General features: G+C 67.3%; 17 protein-coding genes. 2 read left to right on the forward strand and 15 right to left on the reverse strand.

The genetic code is table 11. The features are described from left to right. Positions 1-47 precede the first annotated feature (47 nt). From AC1DJ5_RS06060 to AC1DJ5_RS06095, 8 genes are all read right to left on the reverse strand, one after another. Positions 48-767: a 16S rRNA (uracil(1498)-N(3))-methyltransferase gene (locus AC1DJ5_RS06060; RefSeq protein ID WP_477019999.1), complete on the reverse strand. Its 720-nt coding sequence runs from the start codon at positions 765-767 to the stop codon at positions 48-50. Then, entirely contained in the window at positions 764-1009 is a 246-nt protein-coding gene (locus AC1DJ5_RS06065) for a hypothetical protein (RefSeq protein WP_441454176.1), read from the reverse strand. The genes AC1DJ5_RS06060 and AC1DJ5_RS06065 overlap by 4 nt, the downstream gene beginning before the upstream one ends. 32 nt (positions 1010-1041) lie before the next feature. Further along, positions 1042-2205 (reverse strand): acyl-CoA dehydrogenase family protein, encoded by a 1164-nt coding sequence (locus AC1DJ5_RS06070; RefSeq protein ID WP_441454175.1) that lies wholly within the window; start codon positions 2203-2205, stop codon positions 1042-1044. After that, positions 2202-3248 carry an alpha/beta fold hydrolase gene (locus tag AC1DJ5_RS06075; RefSeq protein ID WP_477020000.1) on the reverse strand — a complete coding sequence of 349 codons (1047 nt, stop codon included), beginning with the start codon at positions 3246-3248 and terminating at the stop codon, positions 2202-2204. The genes AC1DJ5_RS06070 and AC1DJ5_RS06075 overlap by 4 nt, the downstream gene beginning before the upstream one ends. A gap of 27 nt (positions 3249-3275) precedes the next feature. Then, complete coding sequence (locus AC1DJ5_RS06080) at positions 3276-5057, reverse strand: acyl-CoA dehydrogenase C-terminal domain-containing protein (protein ID WP_477020001.1); 1782 nt, start codon at positions 5055-5057, stop codon at positions 3276-3278. A gap of 2 nt (positions 5058-5059) precedes the next feature. After that, positions 5060-5545: a MerR family transcriptional regulator gene (locus AC1DJ5_RS06085; protein ID WP_441454173.1), complete on the reverse strand. Its 486-nt coding sequence runs from the start codon at positions 5543-5545 to the stop codon at positions 5060-5062. A 158-nt stretch (positions 5546-5703) separates the two neighbouring features. Next, complete coding sequence (locus AC1DJ5_RS06090) at positions 5704-6114, reverse strand: DoxX family protein (RefSeq protein ID WP_441454172.1); 411 nt, start codon at positions 6112-6114, stop codon at positions 5704-5706. Positions 6115-6328: 214 nt separating this feature from the next. After that, entirely contained in the window at positions 6329-7789 is a 1461-nt protein-coding gene (locus AC1DJ5_RS06095) for a protein adenylyltransferase SelO family protein (protein WP_441454171.1), read from the reverse strand. Positions 7790-8001: 212 nt separating this feature from the next. Here AC1DJ5_RS06095 and nhaA point away from each other — a divergent pair, with 212 nt between their 5' ends. Then, the gene (gene nhaA, locus AC1DJ5_RS06100; RefSeq protein WP_441454170.1) at positions 8002-9213 is read left to right on the forward strand and encodes a Na+/H+ antiporter NhaA; all 1212 of its coding nucleotides are present in this window, start codon (positions 8002-8004) and stop codon (positions 9211-9213) included. Between the two features lie 231 nt (positions 9214-9444). Beyond that, positions 9445-12045: a TonB-dependent receptor gene (locus AC1DJ5_RS06105; RefSeq protein ID WP_441454169.1), complete on the forward strand. Its 2601-nt coding sequence runs from the start codon at positions 9445-9447 to the stop codon at positions 12043-12045. A 165-nt stretch (positions 12046-12210) separates the two neighbouring features. Here AC1DJ5_RS06105 and AC1DJ5_RS06110 read toward each other — a convergent pair whose 3' ends face one another. The 7 genes from AC1DJ5_RS06110 to motA form a co-directional block, all read right to left on the reverse strand. Beyond that, positions 12211-15297 (reverse strand): efflux RND transporter permease subunit, encoded by a 3087-nt coding sequence (locus AC1DJ5_RS06110; RefSeq protein WP_477020002.1) that lies wholly within the window; start codon positions 15295-15297, stop codon positions 12211-12213. A 9-nt stretch (positions 15298-15306) separates the two neighbouring features. Further along, on the reverse strand, positions 15307-16455 hold the full coding sequence (locus tag AC1DJ5_RS06115) for an efflux RND transporter periplasmic adaptor subunit (RefSeq protein ID WP_477020003.1): 1149 nt from the start codon (positions 16453-16455) through the stop codon (positions 15307-15309). A gap of 172 nt (positions 16456-16627) precedes the next feature. Beyond that, positions 16628-17041: a DUF6491 family protein gene (locus AC1DJ5_RS06120; protein WP_441454166.1), complete on the reverse strand. Its 414-nt coding sequence runs from the start codon at positions 17039-17041 to the stop codon at positions 16628-16630. 58 nt (positions 17042-17099) lie between these two features. After that, positions 17100-18932, reverse strand: coding sequence for a bifunctional tRNA (5-methylaminomethyl-2-thiouridine)(34)-methyltransferase MnmC2/FAD-dependent 5-carboxymethylaminomethyl-2-thiouridine(34) oxidoreductase MnmC1 (gene mnmC, locus AC1DJ5_RS06125; RefSeq protein WP_477020004.1), 1833 nt, complete (start codon positions 18930-18932; stop codon positions 17100-17102). Positions 18933-19047: 115 nt separating this feature from the next. Further along, entirely contained in the window at positions 19048-19317 is a 270-nt protein-coding gene (locus AC1DJ5_RS06130) for a hypothetical protein (protein ID WP_441454164.1), read from the reverse strand. Between the two features lie 178 nt (positions 19318-19495). Then, a complete protein-coding gene (locus tag AC1DJ5_RS06135; RefSeq protein WP_441454163.1) occupies positions 19496-19804 on the reverse strand; it encodes a hypothetical protein in 309 nt (102 codons plus the stop codon). Positions 19805-19980: 176 nt separating this feature from the next. Further along, entirely contained in the window at positions 19981-20850 is an 870-nt protein-coding gene (gene motA, locus AC1DJ5_RS06140; RefSeq protein ID WP_441454162.1) for a flagellar motor stator protein MotA, read from the reverse strand. Positions 20851-20893 lie beyond the last annotated feature (43 nt).

The following is a 20893-nucleotide window of genomic DNA, read 5'->3' on the forward strand; positions in this document are numbered from 1 at the left end:
TAGATGGGCGACGAAACGGCCTCGCTCAAGAGGGGAGAGGCAAACTTCTAGCGTTCCCAGTCGCCGATCGCAGCCTGCCACAGGGTCAGGGCGGCGATGGCGGCGGTGTCGGCGCGCAGGATGCGCGGGCCGAGAGAGACGGCGGTGGTGAAGGGCAGGGCGCGCAGACGCGCGCCTTCTTCGGGCGAGAAACCGCCCTCGGGACCGATCAGGATGGCCCATTTGCCTTCGCCAGCAGCCGCCAGAGCCGACATGGCGGGCGCGCCGCCGGTCTCGTCGCAGAACATCAGGCGGCGCGAGGCGTCCCAGCCGTCCAGCAGGGCGTCCAGCTTGACCGGGTCATCGACCGGCGGCACGTCCAGGCGCCCGGTCTGTTCGGCGGCCTCCTCGGCGATGGCGTCCAGCCGGTCCAGCCGAAGCCGCTCGGCGTTGGTGCGATGGGTCAGGACCAGACGCACCCGCTTGGCGCCCAGTTCGGTCGCCTTCTCGACGATGGTTTCGACGCGGGCCTTCTTCACTACGGCGACGATCAGTTCCAGATCAGGGCCGTGGGTCTGCTCGCGCACCTGCTCCTCGGCGCGCAGGACGACGCCCTTCTTCAGCACCTCGGCGACGCTGGCGCGCCACTCGCCGTGACGGCCGTTGAAGACCAGCAGGTCGTCGCCCGCCTTCAGCCGCATCACTTGGGTCAGGTAGCGCGACTGGTCGAGGGTCGGGGCGACGGCGAGGCCGGGGGCGAGGTCGGAGGTGACGTGGAGGCGGATCATCGTTGGGGCGTGTCATCATCGGGAGGATTTCCCCGACCCGCTTGCTCCTGCGTCTTTTCCTTGCGCGCTTCAATCACATGTTCAGTTGATGGGCTGACGAATTTCTGCAGTTCGACCATTGCTCCGGCCATGCCGCCACCGCCGCCGCGACGCCGGGCGTCCGCCTGCATTGCGCCTACCGCCCGGGGCAACAGCCACAAGGCGCCGAGTAAAACGACCGCCGCCGCCAGCCATTCCCACATTGCATGCTCCCCGATTTGAAAAGTGGATGACTTTACAGCGTGCGCGCGATTAGCAGCTTCATGATCTCGTTCGTCCCGCCGTAGATGCGCTGGACACGGGCGTCCTTGTAGAGCTGGGCGATCGGATACTCGTTCATGTAGCCGTAGCCGCCGAAGAGCTGAAGCATCTCGTCGATGGTCTCGCCCTGGATGTCGGTGACCCAATATTTGGCCATGGAGGCCGTGGCGGCGTCCAACTGGCCCTTCAGGTGCAGGCCGATGCAGTGGTCGACGAAGACCTTGGCCACGGTCAGCTTGGTCTTGACCTCGGCCAGCTTGAACTGGGTGTTCTGGAAGTCGATGACGCGTTTCCCAAACGCCTTGCGCTGCTTGACGTAGTCGAGCGTCGCCTCCAGCCCGCGCTCGGCGGCGGCCACGCCCTGGACGGCGATGTTCAGGCGTTCCTGCGGCAACTGCTGCATCAGCTGGACGAAGCCCTGGCCCTCGCCGCCGCCGATGACGTTCTCCAGCGGCACCTTCACGTCGTTGAAGAAGAGCTCGGAGGTGTCGTTGGCCTCCATGCCGATCTTGTGCAGGTTGCGGCCGCGCTCGAAGCCTTCCGCGCCATCGGTCTCGACCACGATCAGGCTGGTGCCCTTGGCGCCCTCGGCCGGGTCGGTCTTGGCGACGACGATGATGAAGTTGGCCAGCTGGCCGTTGGTGATGAAGGTCTTGGAGCCGTTCAGGACGTAGTGGTCGCCCGACTTGATGGCGGTGGTCTTGACGCCCTGCAGGTCGGACCCGGCGCCCGGCTCAGTCATGGCGATGGCGCCGACCAGTTCGCCCGAGGCCAGACGCGGCAGCCAGCGCGCCTTCTGCTCATCGGTGCCATAATGCCAGACGTAGGGCATGACGATGGCGTTGTGCAGACTGATGCCGAAGTGGTCCGCGCCCTTCCAGCCCAGTTGGCGCATCAGCACGACTTCATGGCGATAGTCGCCGCCCATGCCGCCGTCTTCCTCGGGCAGGGAGATGCCCAGAAGGCCCGCGTCGCCCGCGTCGTTCCACAACTGACGCGGCACCGACGAGTTGGCGATCCACTGCTGGAACTTCTCGGGCGGGGCGTGCTCGTCGATCCATTTGCCGACGCTGTCGGAGAAGAGGACGATCTCCTCGTCCTGCATGAAGTCGGGTTCGGGGACGTTGAGGATGTTCATGGTGTCGGCGTTTCCTTGGAGCGGGCCGTTTTGACGACCTCTAGGATTGTGGCGATGACGATGTCGGGGCGATCCGTCTGGATGTAGTGGGTCGCGTCTTGAACCACGCGATTGACTCCGCGCGTCGAGAGGGCGGCGACTTGGTCGTGAGCACGCATCCAGGCGGCGCGCCAGAGCGGCAATTGGGCCAGAACGGGTTCAGGCAGTTCGGGCGGTGTTTCATCCCCAGCCGTCAGCACGACTAAAGGCATGTCGCCGTAATTGCGGGCTGGATTGACCAGTTGATCGCCGCTTTCGACGAACTGTTCGGTGAGGGAAGCCTGGGTCGCCAGCCGCCGAGGATCGCTGTCGCGTCGACCGAGGTTTTCGGCCAGGGAGGCCGGAAAGGCCGCCGGTTGGCGCAGACAGCCGTCAGGGTCCGAGTCGCCGAAACTGACGCGAGCCGCCTCGAGATCGGCGATGCATTTGTGGAGCGGCGCTGTAGCGCTCGCGATATAGGCGTCGAAACCATCGGCGACGAGCGGCGCAGCCGCCCGCATGAGGCCCATCTGGTTCGGAACGCTGCCATCGACGGACACCATGCCGACGACTTCGGCCTGGCGTCGGTCGGTGAACGCCAGGGTTTCGTAGGCGCCCATGGAGTGGCCGACCATGACATAGGGACCCTCGATCCGGGCAGACGTCAGCGCGGCCTCCAGATCGGCGGTGGTCGTCATGGAGGTCTGAGCCTTGGCGCTCGCGTCGCTGAGGCCGAAACCGGCCCGGTCCCAGGCGCAGACGCGGGTATGTTCGGCGACCGGCCGTTGCACCTTGATCCAGGTCGCGCTCCAATCTCCCATGCCCGCCGTCAGGATGACCGTCGGCGCCCCCTGGCCCATGCAGACGAGGTGAATTAGCCGGCCATCGGGCAGGACCGCCATCTGCCCGTCCCCATAGCCGTCATAGGCGGGGTCGGGAGCTGGCGGCTCCGCGGTCTGCGCCTGGACGGAGACTGGAAGCAGCAAGGTCCCAAGCATGACGAGGCGGATGGCGTTCGTGCGCATGATCTTGTCCCATAAGACGTCGACCGATCAGAACGCCTCGGCCGGCATCTGCATTAGCACGTCTGCTCCGGTCTTCATCTTGGCCAGGTGGGCCTGCGCGTCAGGCAGGATGCGCTCGACGAAGTAGCGGCCGGTCTGCAGCTTGGTCGCGTAGTAGGGATCGGCGTCGCCGGCGGCGATCTTGGCTTGGGCGGCCTTGGCCATCTGCGCCCACATATAGGCCAGGGCCGTCAGGCCGAAGATGTGCAGGTAGTCGGTCGAGGCGGCGGCGGCGTTGTCGGGGTTGGCCATGCCGTTCTGCATCAGCCACATGGTGCCGTCCTGCAGCTTCTTCTTGGTGTCGGCCAAGCCGTCGACGAAAGGCTTGATGGCCTCGTCGTCGCCGTTCTCCGCTGTGAAGGCGTCGATGTCGGCGAACCAGCTCATGATGGCCCGGCCGCCGTTCGACGGCAGCTTGCGGCCCACCAAGTCGAGCGCCTGAATGCCGTTGGTGCCTTCGTAGATCATGGTGATCCGCGCATCGCGCAGATATTGCGAGGCGGGGAAGTGCTCGGTGTAGCCCGAGCCGCCGTGGACCTGCATGGCCAGCGAGGCGACGTGGAAGCCCTTGTCGGTCAGGTAGGCCTTCAGCACGGGCGTGATCAGGCCCATGTAGTCCTTGGCCTTGGTCGCCGTGGCCTCGTCCGAGGACTTCTGCAGGTCGGCTTGCAGGGCGGTCCACAGGATGAAGGCGCGGCCGCCTTCGACAAAAGCCTTCGACTCCAGCAGCATCCGGCGCACGTCGGGGTGGACCATGATGGGGTCGGCGGGGCCGTCTGGATTCTTGGCGCCGGTCAGGGCGCGGCCTTGCAGGCGGTCGTTGGCGAACTCGACGGCGGCTTGATAGGCGGCGTCGCCGATGGCCAGGCCCTGCAGGCCGGTGCCCAGGCGGGCCTCATTCATGACCACGAACATGTTGTTCATGCCCCGGCCTTCTTCGCCGATCAGCCAGCCCTTGGCGTTGTCATAGGCCATGACGCAGGTGGCGTTGCCGTGGATGCCCATCTTGTGCTCCAAGCCGGCGCAACTCACGCCGTTGCGCTCGCCGACGGAGCCGTCGTCGTTCACGAGGAACTTCGGCACCACGAACAGGCTCAGGCCCTTGATGCCCGGAACCGCGCCTTCGACGCGGGCCAGCACGGTGTGGATGATGTTGTCGGCGAAGTCGTGCTCGCCCGCCGAAATCCAGATCTTCTGGCCGGTGATCGAATAGGAGCCGTCGCCGTTCGGCGCAGCCTTGGTGCGGACCATGCCCAGGTCGGTGCCGCACTGGGGCTCGGTCAGGTTCATGGTGCCGGTCCATTCGCCGGTCGCCATCTTCGGCAGGTATTTCTGCTTCAGCTCGTCCGACCCGCTGGCCTCGATGCCGTGATAGGCGCCGCCCGTCAGGCCGGGATACATGGAGAAGGCGGCCGATGCGCCGGCCGTGAACTGGCCCACCGCCATCGACACGATCGCGGGCAGACCCTGGCCGCCGAATTCCGTGCCGAAGGACAGGCTGGTCCAGCCGGCCTCGACCATCTGGCGATAGGCTTCTTTCCAGCCCTTGGGCGTGGTGACGACGTCGCCCTGGATATGGCAGCCTTCCTGATCGCCCGCACGGTTGATCGGGGCGATGACCTCCTCGGCGAACTTGCCGCCCTCCGCGATGATCTGGTCGATCAGGTCGCGCGACAGGTCGGCGTCGGCGAAATGGTTGGCGTAGCGTTCGACCTCCAGCACGTCGTGCAGGACGAAGGACAGGTCGCGGACAGGCGCCTTGTAGGCCATGGTCAGGCTCTCGCTTTGAAGGGCTGGAACTGGGTGTCGGGGTTGAGCCGTTCGCTCAGCAGCGTGGCGTATTCCTCGGCTCCCGGCAGAAGGTCGGGGCGGTGTTCGCCCAGTTTGGACTCCATCCAGGCGCAGGCCTCCTCGGCCGTCTGGATGGCGCCTTCGATGTCTTCGAGCTGTTGTTTCAGCGCCTCGACCTGGGCGCGGTGACGACGCAGAGCCACTGCCATCTGATGGACGTTGTGATCCTTGCGATCGTACAGATCCAGCATCTCCTGGATCTCCTGCAGGGTGAAGCCGATGCGGCGTCCCCTTAGGATCAGCTTCAGTCGGGCGCGGTCGCGGGCGTCATAGACGCGCGTCTGGCCCTTGCGGGCAGGGGTCAGCAGACCCTTGTCCTCATAGAAGCGGAGGGCGCGCGCGGTGGCGCCGAACTCGCGGCACAGGTGCCGGATGGAATAGGTGCGGTGATCGTCAGCGGTCGCCATACGTCACACATAACTTGACGCGGACGTAAAGGGAAGCTTCTCACTGTCCGCTTCGACAACTTGTGAACGTCGTCGGCGGGAGCGGCGCTCAAACGCAAATCGGCCGCGGAGAGCTTGCGCCCGCCGCGGCCGATCCGGGGAGGAAATCTGTCGGGCGATCAGGCGCGGCGGAACCACAGCACCGGCGCCGTGATGGCGATCAGGAAGAGGTTGGTCAGGGCCAAGCCGATGTCCAGGTTCAGAGCATGCACGCCCAGCATGATGGTCTCGAGCGCCAGAAGGCCTGCAGCCCCCGTCAGCAGCAGGGGGCGGCCGAAGCGCCATGAGATCAGCGGCGTCAGAACCATGACCGCCAATACGATCTCGGCGATGCCCAGGCCGCGCACGAAGCTGACGCTGGCCATGGCTGGCCAGTGCATCAGCACCGTCAGGTTCTCCATCGACTCGGTCAGCTTGGCGTAACCGGCGGCGATGAAGAACATCGCGATCCAACCCTGGAACGTCCACAGCGTCAGGTTCAGGTAGTCGGCTTTCGCGCGGGAACGGGGAGAGAGGGTGGTGGAGGTCATGGCCGCATCAAGGGGGTTGATTGGTAACAGTCACTAGATCAGATTGCTTGGCTCCCGATTCAAGGAACTGTAACAAAACTGTGAACAGAGGTACGCGCGACCTGCGGCGGAGACGTGGCTGAAACCACAATTTCTCGTAACCCAACGCCGGTCACGAAACGGCATTAGGCCGGTCGAAAGCGTTCGTCAACGGTCGATGACATCAATTGATGACTTAGAACGCCCAGGCGTCCCGCGCGGCGTCCAGGCGGGTCAGCTTGGCATGCAGCGGCGCCCAGTCGTCGCCCTGTTCGATGGCGGACCACAGGGCCTCGACCTCGTCGATCAGCATCTCTTCCGGCTCGGGGGCGGCGAACATCGGATGCTCCAGCCGTTCGGGCCGGTCGGGCTCGTGCTCCAGCAGGGCGAAGCGGAAGGCGTCGAAAGTCTCGCCCTGATAGGTCTTGCCGCGCAGCCCGCCCAGCGCCCGCGCGCCGGAACTGAACCCGCCGAACCAGTCGAAGAAGAGGGGCTCCCAGCGCAGGGCCTCGCCCTTGTCCCGCGCCAGGGCCAGGGTCGCGTCCAGCAGCCGTTGGTCCGCCGCCTCGCCCAGGCTCTTGACCCCCAGGCGGTTGAGGAAGGCGGCGCGCAGATGACGGATATAGGCGGGACCGAAACCATTCAGCGCCTCGGTCAGGGCGGCGACCTGCGGCTCTGCGATCAGCTTCAGGCAGCCGGCCAGCTGGGTCAGGTTCCAGAACACGGCCTCGGGCTGACGCGCGAAGGCGTAGAGGCCCTCGCGGTCGAAATAGGCGGCGGTGAAGCCGGGTTCGTAGTGGGGCAGGAAGCGCCACGGCCCGTAGTCGAAGCTCTCGCCTGTCACGTTCAGATTGTCGGTGTTCAGCACCCCGTGGACGAAGCCGGCGGAAATCCATTTCGCCGTCAGCCGGGCCGAGGCCTCGACCACGGCGGCGAGGAAGCCCGGCGCGTCGCCGGTCGCGACCGACGGATGATACAGGCTGCGGGCATGCTCCAGCAGGACCTCGATCTGATCCTTGCGGCCGTAATAGGCGGCGCGCTGGAAGGTGCCGAAGCGAATATGGCTGTGCGACAGCCGCACCATGACGGCCGAGCGGGTGGGCGAGGGTTCGTCGTGACGCTCCAGCGCTTCGCCGGTCTCGACCAGCGACAGGATGCGGCAGGTCGGCACGCCCAGGCTTTCCAGCATGGCGGCGGCCAACACCTCGCGCACTCCGCCCTTCAGCGTCAGCCGCCCGTCGGCGTGTCGCGACCAGGGCGTCTGGCCCGAGCCTTTTGTGCCCAGATCGAGAAGTCGGCCTGGAAGGGCGCTATCGCTCGCGACGCGGTCGCTCGCTGCTTGAGTGCCGACCATCTCGCGCAGTTGCGCCGCCAGAAACCCGCGCCCGTCGCCGATGTCGGGGTTGTAGGTGCGGAACTGATGGCCGTGATAGCGCATGGCTAAGGGGGCGGGCTGGCCGGGCAGGGGCTGGAAACGGCCGAAATGGGCCAGCCATTCCGCATCCGTCAGCGTCTCCAGCCCGACGCTCGCCGCCGCCCGGTCGTTGCGGACGCGCAGAATGGTCTGGGGGAAGTCCGCCGCCTGCACCGGATCGCCGTAGTCGGGGCCGAGGTCGATGAAGCGCGGGTCGGGGCGATAGGCGGGGGAGACGGGCATGGTCGGCAGATGCGCGCTCGCAGCGTCTTTCGCAACCGCGAAGCCGGGGTTGAATCGCGGGCTGGGTCGCGTATTTTCAACGGCAGAGATCAGGTCCCGCTTCGCCAAATGCGCGTCGGGGCCAGGCCGGCGCCGTCATCCGACGGGCGAATCCGGTCCGGCGTCCGTCGATAACCTGACGCCACGACAGTCCTTTGATTTCGGAGACCGCCGTGGCCAGAAAAACCACCCTCGAATTTCTCAAGACCGAAGCTGGTTCGGGCGCCGCCCTCGGGCTGGCGGCCCTGGCGGCCCTGATCGTCGCCAACTCGCCCTGGGCCGGCGACTATTACGCCTGGCTGAAGAGCGTCCACGTGCTTCAGGTCGGCCCGCTGCGGCTGGAGGAGACGATCTCCAACTGGATCAAGGAAGGCCTGATGGCGGTCTTCTTCCTCGTGGTCGGGCTGGAGATCAAATACGAGATTCTCAAGGGCGAACTGAGCAATCCCAAGAAGCTGGCCCTGCCGATCATCGCCGCCATCGGCGGGATGGCGGTTCCCGGCCTGGTCTATCTGGCCGTCGCCCAGATGCTGGGCGGGCCGGGCCAGGGCTGGCCCATCCCCCTGGCCACCGACATCGCCTTCGCCCTGGCCGTCTTCGCGGTGGTGGGCAAGGGCCTGCCCAGTTCGCTGCGGGTCTTCCTGCTGACCCTGGCCATCGTCGACGACCTGGGGGCCATCGCCCTGATCGCCGTCCTGTTCAGCCAGGGCGTGCAGTGGCTGCCGCTGCTTGGCGTGGCGGGCCTGCTGGCCGCCTTTGCGCTTCTGGGCCGTCGGCGTCTGGCCGGACCCTTCTGGGTGTTGGGCTTTGCGGCGGTGTGGTGGCTGACGGTCCAGTCCGGCCTGTCGACATCGCTGACGGCGGTGGCCTTCGCCATGATCGTGCCGGTCGAACCGCGCCGCGAAACCTCGCAAAGTCCGCTGAAGGAGGCCATGCACGACCTCCACCCCTATGTCGCCTTCCTGGTCCTGCCGCTGTTCGCCTTCGCCAAGGCGGGGGTGTCGTTCGCCGGTCTGTCGCTGGAGCAGGCGTTTGCGCCCCTGGTCATCGCCATCGCCCTGGGTCTGTTCATCGGCAAGCAGATCGGCGTCTTCGGCGCCGCCTGGCTGGCCGCCAAGCTGAAGATCGGCGCCAAGCCCTCGGGCGCCAGCTGGCTGCAGCTCTACGGCGTCAGCCTGTTGTGCGGCATCGGCTTCACCATGAGCCTGTTCATCGGCGTCCTCGCCTTCCCCGGCGCCGTGGATTCGCCCGAACAGGTCGAGGTCAAACTGGGCGTGATCGGCGGATCAGTGCTGTCGGCCCTCGTCGCAGCCGGGATTTTGAACCTGGCCGGGCGGCGTCAGCAGCAAAGAGAAGATGCGTCATCTGCTAAAATATTGTCCTGAACGCCGGTAATATTGACCTTGCGTAACCGGTTTTTGTCGCTTTCCCGCCACACGTAGAGCGGCGTTGGCTGAAATCGCCGTTCGCAGCTTGGCGGCTTCTTGTCGCTGTCTCAGGCTTAGCTTACCCAAAGCCATGGAGAATTCGCGTCGTTCAATGAGCGCGGATCGACTGGGACAGGAATCGCCACGGTCGCCGCGGGCGGCCGGGCCATAGAGCCGGGGAGCCGCCTTATGCGTTTCAACCTAATTCTTCGCTGCACCGCGTCGGCCGCCGTCGTCGGCGCCGTGGCGTTCGGCTTCGTCGGCGCCGCGTCGGCCCAGGAAGGCCCGACCACGGTCGACGACATCATCGTCACCGCCCAGAAGCGCGAGCAAAGCCTGCAGGACGTGCCGATCGTGGTCACGACCCTGTCGCAGGAACAACTGCACGGCGCCGGGGTGCGCGACATCAAGGATCTGCAGATCCTGACGCCGGGCATGACCGTCACCTCGACCCAGTCGGAAGCCTCGACCACGGCCCGCATCCGCGGCGTCGGCACGGTCGGCGACAACCCGGGCCTGGAAAGCTCGGTCGGCGTGGTCATCGACGGCGTCTATCGTTCGCGTAACGGCGTCGGCTTCGGCGACCTCGGCGAACTGAGCCGCATCGAAGTGCTGAAGGGGCCGCAGGGCACCCTGTTCGGCAAGAACACCTCGGCCGGCGTCATCAACATCATCACCGAGGCGCCGTCCTTCACGCCGGGCTTCAACGCCGAGGCGACCTACGGCAATTTCAACGCCTGGGGCGTGGCGGGCTCGGTCACCGGCCCGATCACCGATCAGATCGCCGGCCGCCTCTATGTGGCCAAGCGCGAGCGTGACGGCTTCTACGACGTGATCACCGGCGCCGGTCCGCGCACCGAGACCGACGACCAGAACCAGAACTTCTGGACCGCGCGCGGCCAACTGCTGATCCTGCCCTCGGACCAAGTGTCGATCCGTCTGATCGCCGACTATTCCAAGCGCGACGAATACTGCTGCGTCACCACCCAGCTCCGCACCGGCCCGACCTATGGCGCCGTCACGGCCGTCGGCGGGCAACAACATCCGCCGGCCGCCGGCTTCGGCCCGTTGCCCTTCTCGCGCACGGCCTACGCCAATCGCGGCACCGGCCAGCAGATGAAAGACATGGGCTTCTCGGCCGAGGCCAATATCGACATCCCGTCGTGGAACGCGACCCTGACCTCGATCACCTCCTGGCGGAACTGGGAGGGGGTCAACGGGATGGACCTCGACTACACCACCGCCGACCTGCTCTATCGCCAGAATGACGGCAGCTATGGTTTCAAGCTCGACAACCTGACCCAGGAATTCCGCCTGGCTGGCTCCACCGACCGCCTGGACTGGCTGTTCGGCGCCTTCTTCACCAAGGAGGACATCAGCCGGGCCGACAGCTACTGGTATGGAGCCGGCTATACGCCCTTCCTGTCCCTGCTGCTCTCGTCGCAGTTGAACGCCGCCAATCCGGTCTTCCCCGTCAGCCCCAACGACATCGGCTGCTTCAGCCGGCCGGGCCAGTCGGCCGCCGGCCTGAGCGGCTGCCTCGCGACAGGCGGCATGACGCCCTCGGGGGCGACCGCCGCGACCGGACCGGGCTTCGGCGTCGGCGAGGGCGTGCGCGACCATTACAGCCAGGGCACCGAATCCTTCGCCTTGTTCACCAACAACACGGTGCATCTGACCGACAAGCTCGATCTGACCCTGGGCCTGCGGTACACTCAGGACCACAAGCAGTTGCTGGCGTTGCAGGACAACGTCGGCACGAACGGCGCGGCTTGCGGCGGGACCTTGGCCAACGCCGCCGCCATCCAGGGCGTCTTCGGCCCCGCGACCGGACCGCGCCTTATCGGCAACATCTGCCTGCCGTGGGCCAACCCGCTGTTCGACAATCGCACTCTGTCGGAAGAGAACACCGGAGGAGAGTTCACCGGCACGATCAAGGCTGCCTATCGCTTCAACGACAGCGTCATGGCCTACGGCTCCTACGCGCATGGCTACAAGTCGTTCGGCTACAATCTGGACCGCGTGCAGAACGGCGTGACCCCGACGTCGTCGCTGTATTTCCCGGCCGAAACGGTCGACAGCTATGAGCTGGGCCTGAAGAACACGCTGTTCAACCGCAGCGTCCTGCTCAACGTCACCTACTTCCACCAGAAGTTCGAAGACTTCCAGCTCAACACCTTCCTGGGCACGGCCTTCGTGGTCGAATCCATCCCCGTGCTGAAGTCGCACGGCTTCGACGCCGACTTCGTCTGGTTCACGCCGATCCAGGGCCTGTCGTTCACCAGCGGCCTGACCTACACCGACACCAAGTACGGCAGCTTCACCGCCGCCGACCTGACCAACCCCGGCAACTTCCCGCAGCTGTCGCTGCTGCCGGGGGCGCGGGCCTCGTTCGCGCCGGAATGGTCGGCCACGGGTTCGGTGGCGTTCGACCGTTCGATCGGTTCCGGCCTGAGGGTGGGCTTCAACCTGTCGGCCAAGTACACGACGGATTACAACACCGGGTCCGACCTGCTGCCCTTCAAGATGCAGGACTCCATGACCCTGCTGAACGGCCGCATCACCCTGGGCGCGGAAAATCAGCGTTGGGCGCTGGACATCTGGGGCCAGAACCTGACGGACGAGGAATATGTTCAGGTCGCCATCAACGCCCCGCTTCAGGGCTCGGCCTTCCAGACCACGCTCCAGCCGAACGGGACCTATTTCAACCCGGCGCTGGACACCCAGACCTACAACGCCTTCCTGGGCCAGCCGCGCACCTACGGCGCGACCCTGCGCATCAAATACTGATCGATCCTCCGCTTTCGGGCAGAGGCGAGGCGGGCCGGAGCAATCCGGTCCGCCTTTTTCTTTGGGCGGTCATGAGGCGCTGGAACCCGAGGTCGGTTATGCCCATGAAAAAGCCCCCGGAGATCGCTCTCCGGGGGCCTTGTCGTCACGGGCCTTCCCGCTCGATTATTCCGTGGTGACGGGCGGGTCTTCGGCCAGTCGCCGCTGGCCGGCGAAGGCCTTGCCGATGCGGCGGCGGCCCCAGCCTGCGACGTCGTCGATGATGGTGAAGATGGCCGGGATGTAGAGCAGGGACAGGAAGGTCGAGGAGATCAAACCGCCCAGCACGGCGATGGCCATGGGCGAGCGGAACTCGACGTCGGCGCCCCAGCCGATGGCCACGGGCACCATGCCTGCCCCCATGGCGAAGGTGGTCATCAGGATGGGCCGCGCCCGCTTGTGGGCGGCGTCCATGATCGCTTCGAAGCGCGTCATCCCGCTCTTCTCGGCCATGACGACATAGTCGACCAGAAGGATGGAGTTCTTGGCCGCGATCCCCATCAGCATCAGCACCCCGATCAGCGACGAGATCGAGAAGCTGGATTGCCCCACGACCAGGCCGATGATGGCGCCGCCGACGGCCAGGGGCAGGGCCGCCATGATGGTGATCGGATAGGCGAAGCTTTTGAACAGCAGGACCAGAACCGCATACATCAGCAGGATGCCGGTGCCGAAGGCGATGGCGAAGCCGGTGATCATTTCCTGGATGAATTCGGCGTCCCCTGCCGGGACCTGGCGGACGCCCTCGGGAAGTTGTTTGACGGAGGGCAGCTTCTGCACCCGTTGGGCGGCCTCGCCGGTGCGGATGCCGTCGAGTTCGGCTGTGATCGAGGCGATGCGCGACCGGTCCTGGCGTCTGACGGCGGCGGGGCCGGCGCCGAACTCGATGTCGGCCACGGCGCTCAGCGGCACGGCGGCGCCCGAGGCGGTCGGGACGCGCAGGGTCTCGAGCACGTTCAGGTCCTGGCGCGCCTTCTCGGTCAGTTGCAGCCGGATCGGCACCTGACGGTCGCCGAGGTTGTATTTCGGCAGGTTCTGATCGACGTCGCCCAGGGTGGCGACGCGCACGGCCTGGGAGATGGTCCCGGTCGAGACGCCGGCCAGCGCCGCCTCGTCGGGGCGCGGCGTGACCATGATTTCGGGACGGGCGATGGCGGCGGTGTTGACCACATTGGCCAGGCCGGGCACGCCGCGCATCTCTTCCTCGACCTTGCGGGCCGCGGCGTTCAGGCCGGCGGGATTGTCGCCCAGGATGGCGAAGGTGTAGCGGGTGCCGTCGCTGGGGCCGCCGCCCTGCTGGGCGATGCCGGCGCTGATGCGGGCGCCGGGGATGGTCTTCAGCTGGTCGACCATTACGCGGGCGAATTCCTGCTGGCTCAGTCGGCGCTCGCCCTTCTTGACCATGTCGGCATAGACGCTGGCCTTGTTGACGTCCTGACCGCCGATGGCGGCATAGACCGAGAGGACCTCGAGCCGGTCCTCAAGCGCGTGGGTCACGCGCTGAACCACGGCGTCGGTCTCGCGCAAGGTGGCGCCGGGCGGCAGTTCGATCTGGAAGGCGGCGCGCGACTGGTCGCCCGAGGGGCTGAACTCGAATGACAGGGCGACGACCGCCAGGGCGATGGAGCCGACGAGGAAGGCCGCGCCTCCGCCGAACACCTTCCAGCGATTGCCCAGGCACCAGCGCAGCGCGCGCAGATAGCCGGGCATCCACATGGGGTCCTTGTCTTCGTGCTTGGTGTGTTTCAGCAGATAGGCGGCCATCAGCGGCGTCAGGGTCCGCGCCACGATCAGCGAGAAGGCGACGGAGACGCAGGCCGCCAGGGCGAAGGCCTTGAAGAACTGGCCGATGATGCCGGGCATGAAGCCGACGGGCGCGAAGACGGCGATGATGGTCGAGGTGGTGGCCACGACCGCCAGGCCGATCTCGTCGGCGGCCTCCATCGAGGCGTCGTAGGGCGTCTTCCCATCGCGCATGTGCCGCACGATGTTCTCGATCTCGACGATGGCGTCATCGACCAGGATGCCGATGGTCAGCGACAGGGCCAGCAGCGTCACCCCGTTCAGCGACTGGTTCAGCGGTCCCAGGATGGCGAAGGTCGGGATCAGGGCCATCGGCATGGCGGTCGCCGCGATCAGGGTCGCCCGCCAGTCGCGCAGGAAGATGAAGACGGCGATGACGGCCAGGACCGCGCCGAGGAGCAGGGCTTCCAGCGAGGCGACATAGCTTTCCTCGATATACTTAACGCTGGACGTGACCTGTTCGATGGTCAGCTCGGGGTGGGCCTCGTCGATCTTGGCCACGACGCGGCGAACCTTCTCGGCCACCTTGACCTCGCTGGCCTCGCGCGAGCGCAGGAAGTTGAAGGTCACGGCTTCCTGGCCGTTGTAGCGGGCCAGGCGGCGCGGCTCGGTCCATTTGTCCTCGACGCGGCCCAGGTCGCCCAGGCGCACGTTGCGGCCGCCGCCGAGCGGGATCAGGGTCTGGCGCAACTGGTCGACCGAACCGGCCGAGCCCAGGGTGCGGATGGCGCGCTCAGAACCCGCTACGGTGATGCGGCCGCCCGGCAGGTCGGTGTTGACGCTGGTCAGGGCCTGGCTGACCGCCGCCGCCGTCACGCCGTAGGCGGCGAGGCGGTCGGGGTCCAGTTCGACGCGGATCTCGCGGTCCACGCCCCCGGAGCGGTTGACCTCGCCCACGCCGCCCAGGGCCAGCAGCGAGCGGCTGACCTCATTGTCGATGAACCAACTGATCTGTTCCGGCGACATGGTCGGCGAACGGACCACATAGGTGATCAGGGCGTCGCCGGTGATGTCGATGCGCTGGACCGTCGGCTCCTGCATGTCCTGGGGCAGGGAGGCGCGCACGCCGCTCATGGCGTTGCGCACGTCGTTGGTGGCGCGTTCGGTGTCGGTGCCCAGTTCGAACTCGATCTGGGTGTTGGAGACGCCGTCGGTGATCTGGGAGGTGATGTGGCGCACCCCGGACAGGCCAGCCAGCGAGTCCTCGATCAGCCGCGTGACCTGCACCTCCATCTCGCTCGGCGCCGCGCCCGGGCGGACGGCCGTGACGTTGACCAGGGGGAAGTCGATGTCGGGGTTGTTGTTGATCCGCATCCCCATGAAGCCGATCACCCCGCCGATCGTCAGCAGGATGAACAGCAGGATGATGGGGATGGGGTTCTTGATGGCCCAGGAGGAGATCTGGTTCATGGCCGGGCCTTACTTCTTGGCCGGGGCGGCCGTGACGACGGGCGTCGGGACCGTCTGTCCAGTCGAAACCGTCACCTTGTCTCCGTCGTTCAGGAAGCCGGCGCCCTGAACGACGACGCGGACGCCGGGCTCGACGCCGCTGACCGAGGTCTGGTCGTCGCGGCGCGACAGCACCGTCACGGGACGGAAATGGGCCGCTGCGTCGGCGTCCAGCACGAAGACCCCGGCCTTGTTGTTGCGATAGAGGACTGCGCCGGTCGGCACCACGGTCGCGGGCTGGGCGCCGGCGTCGATGGTGGCGCGGGCGAACATGCCGGTCTTCAGGCCGCTGGCAGGCGACAGGGTGATGCGGGCGACGCCGAGCCGGGTCTGGGCGTCAACCTGGGGCGTGACGATGCGGACCGTGCCGGTGGTCGTCAGGCCTTCGTTCGACGTGACGGTCGCCGTTTGCCCCGCGCGGATGGCGGGCAGGTCGGTTTCCGGCACCTGGGCGTCCAGCTCCAGCCGGCCGTCGCGGACCATGCGGAACAGCTCGGTTCCGGCCGAGACGATCTGGCCGCGCGTGACGCTGCGGCTGATGATCAGGCCCGAGACCGGCGCCTTGATCTCGCTCTGGGCCAGGCGGGTGCGGGTTTCCGACAGGGAGGCGCGGGCCGCGGCGAGATTGGCCTGGGAGGCGCGCTGATTGGCCAGGGCGATGTCCAGCGAAGCCTGGCTGAGGAAGCCGCGCGTCTTCAACTCCTGGGCGCGGGCCAGGGCAGCGTCGTCGCGGGCGGCGTTGGCCTCGGCGGTCTGGACCGCCGCCTGCTGCTGACGCAACTGGGCCTGGAGCAGGGCGTCGTTCAGCTTGACCAGGGTCTGACCCTGACGGACGTAGGTTCCTTCGTCGACAAACACGCCGACGGCGGTTAGGCCGCCGGTCTCGGCGCCGACAGGCACTTCTTGCCAGGCCGACACCGTGCCCGAGGCGACGATGGCGCGGGGCAGGGCGGTCAGGGTGGCGGTCGCCGCGCTGACGGTCTGGCGCGAGGCGCCGGCGGGCTTGTCGCCGGCTTTCTTCTTGTCATCGCCGTGTCCGCCGCAGGCGGTCAGAGCCAGGGCGGCCGCAGCCAGCAGCAGGGCCGGGGCGGCGCCCGGAATACGAAGGGTGTTCGCCACGTGCGAGGATCCTTGAAGGGTCGGTGCAGGGAGGGCGCGAACCTTCTGTCCGGCGCCGGACGCGAGTTTGATAGCCACGCTTCATAGCGTTTGCGTGAAGCGTCCTCAAACCTCGCACGCCACCATTACCGCGAAGTAATCCGCCGGCTGCGGGCGCAGGAAAATTCCGTCGTCAGGGGCGGTCGCGCTCGGGCAGGGCCGCGACCTCGGCCTCGCTCAGGCGTTTGACGATGCGGACGCGGCAGGGCGTGACCGGGGGCGTCGCGCCGGAGGGCACGACCATCGTCCAGTCGCCGGTGCACAGGCGATCCAGTCCGCGTTGCGGCAGGAAGGCCAGTCCCATGGCGTCTTCCAGGTTGGGGCAATAGCCGGCCGTCTCCAGTTCGAACACCGTCTTGCCCGATCCACGAATGAAGATGGTCTGATCCGGCGAGCGGATGCGGAAGCTCTGGATCTGATCCTGGAACATGCACTGGCGTTCCGGGCCGACCGATGTCGCGCGTTCGGTCGACGTGGTCGGAGCACACCCGGCCAGGGCGGCGACGCCGGAAACGGCGACCAGAAGCAAAGGGATGAGGCGCGACATGGGGGAGCTCCGTGAAAGCTGTGCGTTTCCTACTGTCGGAATGATGAACCTTGGCTTTCTAAGCGTCCGAACCGGCCTGGGGGTTGCATTCGGCGGACGCGAAACGCGCAGGCGACAGTCGTTGCCGGGCCGCCTGTGGCAGGGGCGAAGGCCGGCCCAGAATCTGGGCCGCCAGATCCTCGCCCAGCAGGGGGGCGACGCAGAAGCCGCGCGACCCCAGGCCGCCCAGAATGAACAGTCCGGGATGGTGTTCCAGACGGCCTGAAATCGGCAGGCGGTCGGGCGTGGTGGCGCGCACGGCCTTGCGACGCTGACGGTCAGGGGCCCTGGCGACGGCTTCGGCCAGATGCGGGCGGGCGGCCGCCAGGGCGCTCAGATTGTGCGCCGAACCTGCGTCGTCGGGCGTGACGTCGGTCACGCCTCGTTCGTGGGTCGCGCCGAAGAGCAGGCCCGAACCGGTGGGCGCGGCGTAACCGCCCCAGGCCGTCGGCGCGCTCGTCGGCCCCTCGACCCAGTCCGCCTGACCGGCGACGGGCGAGAGCGGCGTTTCGGCGAGGGCGGCGACGCCCCATCCCGCGGTCAGCACCACGGCGTCGGCCTCGACGATGGGCTCGCCATCGCCGTCCAGCAGCCGCCAGCCGTCCTCGCCGCGTTCGACCACGGCGACGGTCGCCTGCCGACGCGCCGCGCCCGCCAGCCACGGTTCCAGCACCGCCGAGGGCCGCAGCGCCAGCCCGCTCTGCATCAGCAAGCCGCCGGTCTGGACCGGCTCGCCCAGGCGTTCGGCGCAGGCGGCGGCGTCCAGCCGGGTCATGGCGCCGACCGGCCACAGGTCCTGGGCCGCGATCTTGTCGAAGCGGACGGCGTCGCGCGGAGCTTGTTCCAGTTGCAGCACGCCTTCGGCGATCACCGCCTCGGGCAGGGCGCGGTAGAGGGTGCGGGCGCGTTCCAGCGCCTGGGCGTGGAAGCCGGCGATCAGCGCGTCTCCGGCGTCGAGGCGGGGCGTCACCAGGGCGGCGGGAAAGCCCGAGCCGCCCGCGCCGGGGCGGTCGGCCTCGATGACGGTGACGCGAGCCCCGCCGGCGATCAGGGCGCGCGCGACCGAGGCCCCGGCGATCCCGGCGCCGACCACCGCGACATGGCGCGGCGGCGCCGGCGTGGGGGGCGGCGAGGGCAGGCGCGCTTCAAGCCGTTCGCGCTTGCGGCCGTGGCCGGGCTTCTTTTCAACGACGAAGCCCTGCTCGGCCAGACCGCGCCGCACGGCGCCGGCGACGGTGAAGGTGGCGACCCGCGCGCCGGGCGCGGAGCGGGCGGCGATCAGGGCCATGATCTCGGCCGACCACATGCCGGGGTTCAGCGCGGGCGAAAAGCCGTCCAGGAACCAGGCGTCGGCGGGGCCGGACCATTGGGCCAACGCCCATTGGACGTCGCCCACGGCCAGATCGACGGCGACGTTCCATTGCGGCAGGTCGAGACGGTGGAAGCCGGGCGTTCCTTCCGGCCAGACGGCGAGAACGGCGGCGGCGGTCTCGGCCAGTTCGGGCCAGGCGGCCAGGGCGCGCGCGGCCTCGTCGCGGGTCAGGGGGAAGCCTTCGATGGAGAAGACGTGCAGGCGGCCGTGGTCCGGTCGGGCGCGGCGCCACAGGTCCAGCAGGGCCACGATGTTCAGCCCGGTGCCGAAGCCCAGTTCGGCGACGGTGAAGTCAGCGCGTCCGGCCCAGGCCTCGGGCAGGCCGCAGCCCTCGAGGAAGACGGCGCGGGTCTCGGCCAGGCCGTCGTCCTTGGAAAAATAGACGTCGCCGAAACGGCCGGAGCGCGGCGAGCCGTCCTCGGCCCAGAACAGCTTGGGAGAGGCGTTGTCGGTTACGTCGTCGGGCAGTTCATCGGCCATGGCCGGGCTTTAGCGGCCCCCGGCCCGACTGGATAGCGCGCACGAAAAAAGGGGCCGCCCGAAGGCGACCCCTTTCCGCATCGCGACCCGGAGGCCGCGATCCAAGACGTAAGTCTTAGTGAGCAGCAGCCGGAGCGGCAGCGGCCGGAGCAGCGGCGGCCGGAGCAGCAGCGGCGTCAGCAGCCGGAGCGGCGGCAGCGGCTTCACCAGCAGCGGCGGCAGCGTCGGTGGCGGCGGCGTCGGCGGTGGCGGCGGCGTCCGTAGCGGTCGCAGCGGCGTCCGTGGCGTCGGCAGCGGCGTCTTCAGCCTTGTCGGTGGCGGCCGGTTGGCAAGCAGCCAGGGCCAGAGCGGCGGCCGAAGCGGCGATCAGAGCGGTGATGCGCATAGTTTTTATCCTTCAGAAGGGAACCGCGAGATCATGAATCCTCGCTGAAGGGAGATAACGGGATCGTGAGCGAAACCGCAAGCGAAATTCTCACGCGTTCGTGAACTCGCGTTACGCCCATGAAAAAAGGCCGCCTCGACGGATGTCGAAGCGGCCCTTTGCGTTCGTCTGAACCGGCTTAGTAGGCGGGTTTGGCGGGCGCCTTCTCGGGGGCCTTCTCGGCGGCGGGGGCCGCGGTCATGGCGGCGCCGGCGGCGTCGGCGGCTTTTTCACTGGCGGCGCCGGCGGAAGCGGCGGCGTCGGTGGCGGCGCCGGCGGCCTGATTGGCGGCCATAGCGGCCTGGTCGGCGGCGGTCCCGGCCGTATTGGCGGCGGCATCAGCGGCCGCAGCCGCTTCTTCGGTCTTCTTCTCGGCAGGTTTCTGGCAGGCGGCCAGCGACAGGGCGCTCAGGCCGGCGGCGACGATCATCAGGCGACGGATAGTCATGACATACCCTCTTTGAGATCCATGGAACGGCGGAAAACCCCGCCGCCCACAGGCGTAACGCGACAAGAGGGGCGACGGCAACCCTTGTTCTTCGTAAGCGCCGGGGCGGCGCGACGGACCTGCACGCGTTCGTGAGTCCTGGAGATCGGGCGTGATCGATCCGTGTTTGTCGCGGGTCAGGCGTCCATCGGCGCCGCCGCCAGAGCTTCTTCCATCTCGGTGAAGGACGGCTGGGCCGTCGAGGGGATGTCGCCGCGGCCGATCTCGACCGAGATCTGGGCGGCGTTGCCGTGCAGGTGGGCGACCAGCACCGACTGGATGATCTTGTAGTAGGCGCCTTCCTCTTCGATGATCGCGGTCAGGCGGGCGGCGAAGGGGCCGACCAGGCCATAGGCCAGGAAGACGCCGAGGAAGGTGCCGACCAGGGCGCCGCCGATCATGCCGCCCAGGACTTCCGGCGGCTCCGTGATCGAGCCCATGGTTTTCACGATGCCCAGAACGGCGGCGACGATGCCCAGGGCGGGCAGGCCGTCGGCCAGAGTCTGAAGCGCGTGGGCGGGGGCCAGGGCTTCGTGGTGATGTTTCTCGAGCTGTTTTTCCATGGCGTCCTCGATCTGGTGGGGATCCTCGAGGTTCATGGTCATCATCCGCAGGGTGTCGCAGATGAAGTCGGTGGCGAAATGGTCCTTCAGCACCTTGGGGTATTTCTGGAAGATGCTGCTCTCGGCCGGCTTTTCGATGTGGCTTTCCAGGGCGATGACGCCCTTGGACTTCATCGTTTTGGTCAGCTGGAACAGCAGGCTGAGCAGGTCAATGTAATCCTGCTTCTTCCATTTCGGTCCGGCGAACGTCTTGCCGAGGCCCGAAAGGGATTTCTTGATCACCGGCAGGCTGTTGGAGATCAGGAAGGCGGCCACGCCCGCGCCGCCGATGGCCATGAACTCATGCGGCAGGGCGTGCATGATGACGCCGAACTTGCCGCCGCCCAGGATGTAGCTGCCGAACACCATGCCGAACAGCAGGACAATGCCGATAATCTGGAACATGAAACGGTCGGACGTCCTGCAGGAGAAGGGTCAGGACGACGTT

The sequence above is a fragment of the Brevundimonas sp. 01N35 genome, from assembly GCF_056399785.1.